Raw genomic sequence first — 11,397 nt, 5'->3', positions numbered from 1 at the left:
ATGCAACCATTGCGCTTTTTAGTCTTAAGTCCCAGTGGTATTAAACTCGATCAAGCCATTATTAGTGCGCAAGTCAAAACCACTAATGGTTATTTGGGTTTGAACTATAACCGTGCGCCCTTAATTGCGGCCGTACAATCGCACTTTTGCAAAATTCTGTTTGCCAATAACACGCGGCGCAATGCCATCATAGGAGCGGGGTTAGTGCTCATTAAGAAAACTGAGGCCAAGATCTTTACCGAGAACTTTGTCTTTGAGGATGAAATAGATCTGGAAGCGACTTTGAAGCGTAAGGCCGAGTTAGAGCGGCAAATGAACCACTCGAAGGACTTAAAGCTCAACATTAAGATTGAACAAAACTTAATGTTTGAACTGTTAAAGCTTTCCAATAAGCAACGCTAATGGTTGTCATTGCTGCTTTATTGGGATCGTTAGCTGTCTTAGCTTTTCTGTTTTACTTGTGGTATTTAACGATTTTCATTATTGTGCATAAAAACCAGCAGTACTTGGAACAGACCAAGGCGCTGTACAACAAGTTAAAACTCAGTAATTTCAACTCGGTAATTGTGCCGTTTCAACTGTTGCGCAGTGAAAAGAAAGCGCTGGAACAACCAGTGAAATTGCTCAAAAGTTTTCAAGAGAGCTTTAACAGCGAAATCAATTCCGCTTTAGAACAGCTGTTAGTTTTTAGTGAACCAAAAGCGCTTTACAACTGCTTTTGGTTTAACCGTAATATTAAGTTGTTGCGCAAAAACTTACAAGGATTACATGACAAGCAACAGCGTTATGTTAAGCTGACTAAAAACGCAATTGCGTACTTTGACAGTAGTTATGATACCCTAGTATTCTACCGACAAGCCTTTTGTTTACTAGTTAGTTTTATTAATGACTTTTTGGTGCATAAGTACGATTCCTTGTTTTACCTCAACATTATTAACCGCATTTCCTTATTGTTTAAGGATGTGGAACTACACATCAAAAATAAGGATGTGAAACAGCAAAACCAAGCGTTGAATAAACTCCACAATAACTTAGCACAAACCATTATTACCGCATCAAGACAATACTTCTTTGATGTCAAAGTAGGCTATTTGAACTACCACTTCCAAATTTTGAGTCAAAAGGTAACGCAATTGCGCTCGATGAAAAACAAAGCAATTAACTCCCAAGAGGTAGCTAAGTTTCAGGAATTAATTACTAATATTGGTGCTACTTTGGCGGAATGTAGCCAAGCGTTGGGCAACATTAACTTAGCGTTGTGTGAACATCGCATTAACCAAGCTAAGGAACAGATTGATGTGTTATCTAATGCTGTTAGTGTTAAAGAAAAAGCGATTAGCTTAGTGGTATCTAATGTGGATAGCTTCTTAAAGTCAATTAACCACTACCAACAACAAAACGCCTTGTTACAGACTTTAATGAAGGAAATTGAGTTAATGTTTCAAAACAACTTGGATACCGTTAACATCATTAACCAGATTAACGAACACTCGCTGTTAATTGCACAAAAAACCCAACTACTCAACCAGGAAAATGCGCTGACCGAATTCATTGATTATGAGAAGTTGTTTCGCTTAATGAGTGAAGCGATGAAGTTATTGGATGGATTGAAAAATCTGTTAAACGAGCTGTTTGCGCTGTCAGCTAATAAGTTTGATGATTACCGCTTTTTTGTCTATACCTTAGATGACTTTCGTTTTAAGTTTTTCCAAATTGAAAACTTAATTGCGAATGAAGAGTTAATTATTTCCGAAAAGACTTTAAAGATTATTAGTCAAGCTAAGCACCAGTTTGATGATATTTTTACCCAAGCGAAAAATGACTATGAGGGTGCTTTTAGCTATTTAAACGAAAAGGTGAGGTTCTTCCAAAACCAACTAACCCATGTGATTGTTGATGTAGTAGGTTTAATGAACCTGAGATCAATGTGTAAACATACCTTTATCTTTGCCAATAAGTACCGCCAAGAAAGCCCCCAAATTAACGAAAGCTTGGAAACGTTGACCCAGTTTTACCAACAGCAGAATTATTCGGAAACTTTGAGTGGTTTAATTAGTTTGTTGGGTAAAATTAAATCATCTGCTAAACAACACCACCTTGATTTAAACTAATGCAAATGAACCATCCAATTTACATTGCTTCTGACCACACTGGTTTAGAGCTCAAAAGCTTAGTGATAAAACACTTAGAACAACAAAAGTTGCAAGTGATTGATTTAGGTCCTACAGAGCTAGATCCACTTGATGACTACCCGGACTATGCCTTTTTGTTAGCGCAAACAATGCAAGCTAATCCTAATAGTTTAGGCATCCTTATTTGTGGTACTGGTGTGGGTGTTTGTATGGCCGCTAACAAGGCTAAGGGTATCTTAGCTGCTTTAGTGGTAGACAGTAAAACAGCAGCATTGGCACGCCAACATGATGACGCCAATGTGCTGTGTTTGTCTAGCCGCTTTGTGGTTCCTGAAGAAAACATTAAAATAGTAGATGAATTTCTCCAGGCGCAGTTTGAGGGTGGGCGCCATAGTAAACGTGTCGGTAAGATCATTGCTTATGAGAGGGAAAAATAGGAATAAATGCAACAGCATTATTTTTTTAACAGTTGGTTTACTGTTGTTTATAGCAGCTTTAGCGCTTGGTGTATTAGTACTTTTTAACGGGTATCAGGTTAATGTCAATGCTAATGGAGTTGACTTGAAACCCTTTGAGATTGTGCATTTTCCATTTGCGGTCAAAACTTTTCTTTCTGTTTTAACCTTTGTGTTAGCAGCCTTTGGTTTTGTGTGTATGGTAGCGAGTTTTCTCTACTTTGTCAGTTTTAAGAAGCTTAAACCAAAGGCTAATTCTGCTAGTTAGTTTAAAGATATTCTTATAACTCTTTTGCAGTTTGCAGAATTATCCTTCTTTTTTAGGCTCCTTCTTTTAGTATGAAAAGGCCATCATTCGGGTTGGCATTTTTATTCAAAACTACAGCAACAACCTTCTTTAAATTTAAATAAGCTATGTAAGTTTGTGTTTAGGCTTTAGCGGTAAGTTTGACAACATCAACTAAAATTGAAACTAAGACATTAAATATTACCTATGAACAAAAAAGAAAGCACTACCACTAAAAAGCAGTGGTTTAAAAAGTGTTCTTTTAAGAAGTTAAAAGCGGAAATTTGCAACATGTTGCCAACAACGCCGCACAACACCAAGCGCACCTTAATCTGGGTGATTGTTTTTAGCTTTATTACTTTTCTTAGTTTTATTTTTGCTTATGTTTGCTTTAACTATGCTCCAGTATCCACCGGTTTCTTGTACTTCTTAGGAGCAGTGTTTTTACTAATTGGCTTTGCCTTTGCTATCTTGAGTTTTGTAGCAATGGTTAAATTTGTGGCTGATTATTTTGCCAATCGTTTTAGTAACACTCAGCTCAAAATGGACTGTGATTGTGCTAAAACGAAAAAGTAAAACAGACCTTTAGAAGAAGTGCGACTTTAGTACTGCACTAAGTTCACCTTTAATTAAGGGTTCACCTTTCAAACTTTCTTTTTTAAAATTAAAGCACACTATGGGGTTTAAACTCAAGGGTTTTGGTTTTCTCACACTGTTCGCCAGTCAAGCATTTCTAACTGCTTGCTCTGCTACGCTAACAGTAGCTAACACTAATCACAAAAATGAAAGTGATAAGTTTGTGATTTTTGAACCTCAACCACCATTGAGCCAAACTATCCCCAAACCAGAGGCTGAACCAGTTATAGAGCCCGATGCTGTTGCTACACCACCTGTGCAGAATGCCGAGGTGCAAATTAAGCCTGACAGCTCCAAGGGTGTTTACAGTCCTGGTTTTAAGTTCAACACTAACTTTATTCCTAAAGTAAATACTAAGTATCGGCCGGGCTATGATCTTAGCTTTGCCTTAAAGTTTGGTACTAGTTGAAAAGAAGCTTATGGTACAGGTTGGTTAATTGACTGGAAGGATGTTAAGCAGGACAACAAATTTACTGCTTACTTAGCTACCAACCTCCATGTAGCTGATAGCTTACGAAATAAAGACGATTACAAGCCTTACAACAAGGATGGTAATCAGAAGGAGTTTTTACCTGGCGATATCACCACTGAATTTTCTTTGGGTAAATACATTGATGCCCAAACTGTGCAAAAGTTAACTCCAGAGTACCAAAATCTTAAGCACCTCAATAACCGGAATAGTGATGCATTAGTTTCAATTCAAACATCGAAGTTACCAAAAACTGCTTACACTGCCACTGACTTTATCAAAACTGCTCAGTACAAATACAATCACATAGTGGGTAACACAGTTTATGAGTTGGACTTATTCCAAAATGCCGTAAGTTACGCTGACTTTGCGGTGTTGGAATTAGAGTTAAATTTAGCCAACAATCGTGACCAGCAAATCTTTGACAGTTTTATAAATCCAGCGGTAACTGCTTACGAAAAGCTAGGTAACAGTTTGGGTCTCTTTTCCAACCTGCAATTAGATCAGTATGTTGATGATACCCATTATCTATTGGGTTATCCGTTACTTAAACGTGAAAAGACGTCTTACTGAAACTTACCACAGAAGGGTTATAGTTCACCACTCTATGAAAATAGTAATAAGGAAGTTTCGCGCATAACGCGTAACATCCGGAAAGATGATGAAATTCCAGGTAGTCGTTTGGTACAAAATCAAATTAACTATTTACCCTTTGCACAAAATGACCCTAAAGGCGTAATGGACTTTAGCAAGTATTTCAATTACGTTTTTAACTATCACGAAAAGCAATACCAACACCATGGTTATGGTTTATTGTTAGAAGACACTGACTTCCCGGGTGGTTCCAGTGGTAGTCCGTTATTTAACCAAAACAAACAGATTAACAGTATTTACTTTGCGGCTTTACCAAGTAAAAGTTACGGTGTATCGCAAATTCTCCGCGCTACGCAAAACAAAGACAAGTCCAAAAACTACGATTTAATCTTTGGTGATAGCAACACCAAGAAATACTATGCTCAATTTGCTAAGGAGCACAAAACCCACTTGTACCATCAAATTCTTCAAAGTAACGATGAACAGTTCCGCTTTGTCGAAAACGATCAAACTGTAACAAGTCAAACACCATTTAAAAGCTAAGCCAACTTAATGAGGGCTAGGGTTAATTTTCCAGCTTAACCTAAGTACATTTATGCCAAACTTATATAATTGGGCACTGTTAAATTAGCTTCGCTGTTTTATTGGTATTTCGTGTATTTTTAAGTATTTGTTTGAAATTTGTCCTAACTGAAAATAACTCCACTCTTTTCCAAGTTTAGGTGAAAAGGTATTTCCTTTTTAACAATTATCCTGGTACAGACTGCTTTTACTGCTTGTGCTCCGGTTACTTCTGTCAATCACAAAGTTGTTAGTGCAGTTCAACCAAAAGACAAGCAAGCATTAAAACCAGATCCAGCTTCGGGTAAATATACCCCTGGCTTAAAGTTCAACACTAACTTTATTCCTAAAGCGGATGATCCTTTTCGTCCCTTTTATGATTTAAGTTTTACGCTTAGGTTTCAAGACCAAGCAAGTTTAGCTTTTGGTACGGGCTGACTAATTGATTGAAAAGATCATAATTCCCAAGACAAATTTACCGCTTACCTAGCGACCAATTTACATGTGGCTAACAGCTTAAGGAACGTTAATGATTACGATCCTTTTAAATACCGCCCCAGTTATTTTGATCTAGAGGCACCAACCGAATCATTTGCTTTAGGTAAGTTTGTCGATGCGATTGAAGTTAAGCAGATGGCACTAGATGCCTTTAGTGAATCTAGCATGGTCAGTATTGCAACTTCACAGCTACCCAAAACAGCTTACACAGCTACAAGTTTTATTGAAAGCGAGTATTATAGTTTTCCTTATTTATTTAACGACCAAAAATATTACTGGGATTATTTTGATTACAAAATCCCTGCCGCTGACTTTGCCGTATTAGAGTTAGAACTGGATTTAAACAACCAGCAGGATCAGCAAATTAAAGATCATTTCATCGATCCAGCGATCAAGGCTTATAAACAATTAGGTGATAGTACCGGTTTGTTTGCCACCAAACCATTAACTGAATATCAAAACGATACCCATTACCTCTTGGGCTATCCGGTTGTACCTACTGATCATACACAACTGTGGGAATGCAAACAAGGGGCAGAGCGCTTTAGCTATGGTTATTTTTACAGTAATATGGCTAGACTAACCAAAAACCTAAGGCAGGGCGATCCAAACGCTGGTAGTAAGACACACATCGAATACAGCAATGAGTTACTCGATAAGGACTCAATGGATCAAGGTATTGTGCGTTTTAGTACCTTTTTGGGTGCTAACATTAATTACCACGATTACGATTACCGTCAACAGGGTTACGGTTTAACCTTAACCGACACTAACTTGCCAGGTGGATCGAGTGGCAGTTTAGTGTTTAACCAAGACAAAAAGATTAGCAGTATTTATTCAGCTGCTACTGAATCAGATAGTGTTGGCTATGCTCAGTTATTACGAACTCCTAGGGATGTCAACGGTATAAGTGTAGTTTCACAAAGCTATGACCTCATCTTTGGTGATAGCAACACTAAGCGTTACTATGCGATGTTTGCTAAAAAACAGCAAACTCACTTGTACAGTGAAATCCTTAAAAGTACTGATGAACAGTACCGTTATGTGGTAGACAAACAATTCAATTAAGTTAAACACCGGTAAAAAGCTAAGCATACTTTCATTAGCTTTGTGTTAAATCGACCAACTTAACCAACCCACACTAAAGCAAGCTTATATAATCGAGCATTGCTCCATTAGTTAGCTTTTTCATTAATTTTTCGTATTTGTTTAAGTTTTTTTAATTTGCCTATTACTAAAGCAACCCCGCTTTTTCTTAGATATAGGTTAAAAGGTTTTGTCTTTTTAACACTTTTACTAGTTCAAGGAGTTTTTACTGCTTGTGCACCGGCTGTGCCTGTAAACAACAAAAGTGTTAGTGCAGTTCAACCAGAAGACAAGCAAGCATTAAAACCAGACCCTGCTTTAGGTGAATACACCTCTGACTTAAAGTTCAATACTAACTTCATTCCAAAAAAGGATGATCCCTTTCGTCCCTTTTATGATCTAAGTTTTACGCTCCAGTTTCAAGATCCATATACAGCTACTTACGGTACTGGTTGGCTCATTGATTGAAAGGATAATAATCAGCCCAATAAATTCACTGCTTACATAGCTACTAACTTACATGTAGCTGATAATTTAAGAAATGTGAATGATTATGAGTTTTTCAATCAATTTGATTACTTTGACGATCCAACTGAATCTTTCACTTTAGGTAAGTTCGTTGATGGTAATGAAATAAAGCAAATAGTTCCTGATGCTATGCATGAACCTAGCTTAGTGCGGATTGAAACTTCAAAATTGCCAAAAACTGCTTACACGGCAACACTTTTTATTAATGATTTGGGGGAATATAGATTACCTGCCGCTGACTTTGCTGTATTGGAATCAATCTAGATTTAAGTAATAAGCAAGATAAGCAGATTAAAGATCACTTTATTGATCCGGCGATGAAAGCTTATATAGCATTGGGTGACAGTACTGGTATATTCGCCAGTTAACCATTAACCCAATACCAAAACGATACCCATTACCTTTTGGGTTATCCAACTTTATGGACTGATGATGCTAAGTTGTTTGAGTGAACCAAAACAGAACAACGTTTTAACCATGATGACTTTTATGGTTCTATGCCAACACTTACCAAAAACTTAAGGCAAGGTCAACCAGTTGCTGGTAGTAAAGTGCACACATATTACAGTAACGGCTTCCTTAATGAATATTCCTTAAATCAAGGAATTGTTGATTTTGGTACTTTTAAAAGTGCTATCACTGATTATCATGGATATGAATATAAAAACCACGGCTATGGCTTAGCTCTAACTGATACTGATTTACTAGGTGGATCGAGTGGCAGTTTAGTGTTTAACCAAGACAAAAAGATTAGCAGTATTTATTCAGCTGCTACTGAATCAGATAGTGTTGGCTATGCCCAGCTATTGCCTGTTCCTAAAGATGTTAATGGGGTAAGTTTAGTTAAATACAGTTACGACCTTATACTTTGGTGATAGTAATAATAGAGACTATTATGCTTTGTTTGCTAAACGAAATAAAACCCACCTGTATAGTGAAATTCAAAATAGTACTGATGAACAGTTCCGTTATATCGAAAAAGATCCTTGATTCAATTAATCATTGATGGTTTAAGTGCCTCTTTATTTACTAGATAAACCGGGCTATAATGGTTTAGCTCCTTGGCTATCTGTATTAAAATAGTTAGTCTATGAGACTGCAATTCAAGTTATTGGGTTTCTTAACACTGCTGGGTACCAGCACTATTCTTAGTGCCTGTGCTGCAACCCAGCCAAACTTTGAACCCAATAACATTGAAGAAAGTGGTCCCATTACACCTACCACACCTACAACTGATGTACCTAAACCAACCGCAGAGGTAGTGCCTGTTAACCGTGGCTTTCACTTCCAAACCAATAAGGTACCTAGTGAAAGTGATGTTTTTAAGCATAACTATGATCTAACTTTTTCGTTGAACTTTACCAATAAGTCTAACGATATCTATGGCACCGGCTGGTTATTTGACTGGAAGGGTGATGAAAAGGCATTAGGTATTGATGGCAGTTTTGTCCCTAGCATTACAAGCAACATTGATAACTCCCTTCTAAAGGATGATCAATTCACCGTTTATTTAGCCACTAACTTACACGTAGCTGATGCTTTAAGGAATGATCAGGATTACGAACCCTACAAAAAAGATCAGAACAAGCAAGATTTTACTGAGAATACTAAAACTGAATTCTTTTCTTTGGGTAAATACTTAGAAGGTGAGCAGTTAAAGCAGTACATTTCTAAAGAAGAAAATCAATCAGCCAATCAAACTGATAAAGCCTTGGTTTCGATTCAGGCCTCCAATATTCCCAAAACGGCTTACACTGCTACTGACTTTGTTGATATGAATAGTTACAGTTATAACAACATCACAACAAGTCTTCCTGGCAACTATGCTGACTTTGCCGTGATTGAAGTTAACCTAAACCTTAAAAATCAACGCGATCAGCAAATTCTTCATGACTTTGTCAAACCAGCAATTAAGGCTTACAAGGCTTTAGGTGATACTTTGGAACTGTTTAGTGCCAAACCACTCAACCAGTTCATCGAACAAAACTACTACTTGTTAGGTTATCCAGTGATTAATAAAGGAAACAATACCGCTAACCTTTTATTAGCGCAACAAAAGAGCTTTGATCACAACAATTCGGATCATAACCAAAAGAGCCAGTGATTTACAAAAGATCAAAGCTATATTAATAAGTTAGACAGGATTCCCGTCCTAACTAACAATTACCGTGCTTACAATGAAAGCACTGGTAGTCAACTCTTTGCCAACCAACAAAACGAGTCCTGGCTTAATGGGGTAGTGATCCAAGACAAAGGTGTGGTGAACTTTGCTTCCTTTAGCAACTTTACCTTGAAGTACCACGAAAAGCGGTTCCAACAATACGGCTATGGCTTAATGTTGAATGACACTAATTTTCCGGGTGGCTCTTCGGGTAGTCCTTTAATTGGTAAAGACAATAAATTGAACAGCATTTACTTTGGGGTGTTGGAAATTTACCAATCTGGTAGTCTTGCACGCAATGACATTGGGATGAGCCAAATCTTACGTACTCCACAGAACGATAAAGGTTCAAGTATTTCTAAGGGTAGCTATGACTTGATCTTTGGCGATAAGAACACCAAGAATTATTACGCTAAGTTTGCTAAAGATCATCAAACTCATTTGTATCAGAAGATTAAAGAAAGCAAAGACGAACAATTCCGCTTTGTGGAAGCACAAGAGACAACTAATAATTTAGGCAATTAATCAGCTGGCATTTAATCCCAAAAGTGCCAGATTAACTCTTTATTAGAATTAGCAACCATGGTAATTGCCTTAAAGCGGTTTAGTTTTCTAGCTAGCATAGCTACATTAACTGTGCTCAACGCTTGTGCAACAATTTCACTATCTGATAAATCTGGTGAGTTTTACATTAACAATATTCCTAGTAGTGCTGAATTACACCGGATTAACTATGACTTGACCTTCTCTTTAGGTTTTACCAACAGAATTCAGACTAAAAAGAAGAATGAAGTAAACTTCGTTGCCTTTTATGGTACTGGTTGGTTGATTGACTGAAAGGAGGGGAATCAATACCAACCATTCCGGGTTTATTTAGCGACTAATGTTCATGTAGCTGCAGGGTTAAAGAATGAGGCAGACTATTTACCTTACAGTCAACCTGATGCAGAATTGGGTTGAACGGTGGATTTTAGACTGGGCAAATATACTAACGTGAAAGACTTTGTGTCACCAAACGAAATAGGATTACCTAATGGTGCACAAGCCTTTGTATCAGCGCAGACAAGCACAATTCCCAAAACGGCTTTCACTGCGCACGATTTTGTGGATTACACCTTGCCCCAAGAACAAAAAGGTAAAGAACAAAAGGAGCAGCAGTGGATGAAGAACAGTCAAACTAAGGATACTGATGTTCATCCCTATGCTGATTTTGCAGTCTTAGAAATCCTTTTGTTTCCTGACAGTTCTACTGATCGCAAAATTTTTAATCACTTTATCCAACCTGCCATTAGAGCCTATAAACAATTAGGTGATAGCTTAAATATCTTTGCTAATCAAACCCTAGATCAACCTAAACATAACCGTTATTACTTGTTGGGTTATCCTTTTTTAAGAGAAAGGGGTCAATCTTTATTTGTAAGTCAAACAGGTGAAGAAAAGGAGATTTTGGGTCAAAAGGCACAAGTGCCCAATGAAGACCCCATCGTTTCTTTAAGAGTCCCATCTAAACCTACTTTATCTAGAAATAAGGGTGATGACTTTAATGGTAGTTCTTGAGCTTGAAACTATGATCACACCAAGAACTTTGCCTTTAATCGCAAATTTTTGGGTAAAGATTACCAAATCTATGGCAAAGGCATAGGGATTAATCGTAGTGATTTGGGTGGTGGCGCTTCTGGATCTTTAGTTTTAAACGATAAAAAGCAGATTGCCGGTATTTATTTTGGTGCCAGTAGTTCTGGGCCAAATGAGTGAGGTCTAGCACAGTTATTACGTTGACGAACGCGTAGTGGTCTTAATGAAGAGGCAGTTAGTGTGGTGTATGATCTCATCTTTGGCAATCCAAACACGAGAAAATATTACGCCCAGTTTGCAAAGAAAAATAACACCCACTTGTACAAACAAATTGTTAAAAGTAGGAGCGCTGAGTTCCGTTTTGTGGAAAACTCCAATAACTAATAAATACGAGTAATGGCATGTTAGCGCATAGA

At 37.4% G+C, this 11,397-nt stretch carries 11 protein-coding genes; all 11 read left to right on the top strand.

Features of this window, described 5'->3' with window-relative positions:
- Positions 1–402: a F0F1 ATP synthase subunit epsilon gene (locus tag F539_RS03395; RefSeq protein WP_010874954.1), complete on the top strand. Its 402-nt coding sequence runs from the start codon at positions 1–3 to the stop codon at positions 400–402.
- A complete protein-coding gene (locus F539_RS03390; RefSeq protein WP_014325626.1) occupies positions 402–2,111 on the top strand; it encodes a septation ring formation regulator EzrA in 1,710 nt (569 codons plus the stop codon). Before F539_RS03395 ends, F539_RS03390 begins: the two co-directional genes overlap by 1 nt.
- On the top strand, positions 2,111–2,569 hold the full coding sequence (gene rpiB / locus F539_RS03385; protein WP_010874952.1) for a ribose 5-phosphate isomerase B: 459 nt from the start codon (positions 2,111–2,113) through the stop codon (positions 2,567–2,569). The genes F539_RS03390 and rpiB overlap by 1 nt, the downstream gene beginning before the upstream one ends.
- On the top strand, positions 2,487–2,855 hold the full coding sequence (locus F539_RS03380) for an MPN594 family protein (protein WP_010874951.1): 369 nt from the start codon (positions 2,487–2,489) through the stop codon (positions 2,853–2,855). The genes rpiB and F539_RS03380 overlap by 83 nt, the downstream gene beginning before the upstream one ends.
- 225 nt (positions 2,856–3,080) lie before the next feature.
- The gene (locus F539_RS03375; RefSeq protein WP_010874950.1) at positions 3,081–3,449 is read left to right on the top strand and encodes a hypothetical protein; all 369 of its coding nucleotides are present in this window, start codon (positions 3,081–3,083) and stop codon (positions 3,447–3,449) included.
- Positions 3,450–3,549: 100 nt separating this feature from the next.
- The gene (locus F539_RS03370; protein WP_014325625.1) at positions 3,550–5,115 is read left to right on the top strand and encodes a DUF31 family protein; all 1,566 of its coding nucleotides are present in this window, start codon (positions 3,550–3,552) and stop codon (positions 5,113–5,115) included.
- Positions 5,116–5,637: 522 nt separating this feature from the next.
- Positions 5,638–6,699, top strand: coding sequence for a DUF31 family putative serine protease (locus tag F539_RS03365; RefSeq protein ID WP_010874948.1), 1,062 nt, complete (start codon positions 5,638–5,640; stop codon positions 6,697–6,699).
- Between the two features lie 156 nt (positions 6,700–6,855).
- Positions 6,856–7,509, top strand: a complete 654-nt coding sequence (locus F539_RS03360; protein WP_014325624.1) for a DUF31 family putative serine protease — start codon at positions 6,856–6,858, stop codon at positions 7,507–7,509.
- Positions 7,510–7,649: 140 nt separating this feature from the next.
- Positions 7,650–8,123 (top strand): DUF31 family putative serine protease, encoded by a 474-nt coding sequence (locus F539_RS03355; protein WP_014325623.1) that lies wholly within the window; start codon positions 7,650–7,652, stop codon positions 8,121–8,123.
- Between the two features lie 212 nt (positions 8,124–8,335).
- On the top strand, positions 8,336–9,931 hold the full coding sequence (locus F539_RS03350) for a DUF31 family protein (protein WP_014325622.1): 1,596 nt from the start codon (positions 8,336–8,338) through the stop codon (positions 9,929–9,931).
- A 57-nt stretch (positions 9,932–9,988) separates the two neighbouring features.
- Positions 9,989–11,365, top strand: coding sequence for a DUF31 family protein (locus tag F539_RS03345; protein WP_014325621.1), 1,377 nt, complete (start codon positions 9,989–9,991; stop codon positions 11,363–11,365).
- Positions 11,366–11,397 lie beyond the last annotated feature (32 nt).

Origin of the sequence: Mycoplasmoides pneumoniae FH, from assembly GCF_001272835.1 — a bacterium.
In the GTDB taxonomy this organism is placed as follows: Bacteria; Bacillota_I; Bacilli_A; order Mycoplasmatales; family Mycoplasmoidaceae; genus Mycoplasmoides; species Mycoplasmoides pneumoniae.
Note: the sequence above shows the minus strand (reverse complement) of the source record. Positions and strands in the feature narration are given on the sequence as shown.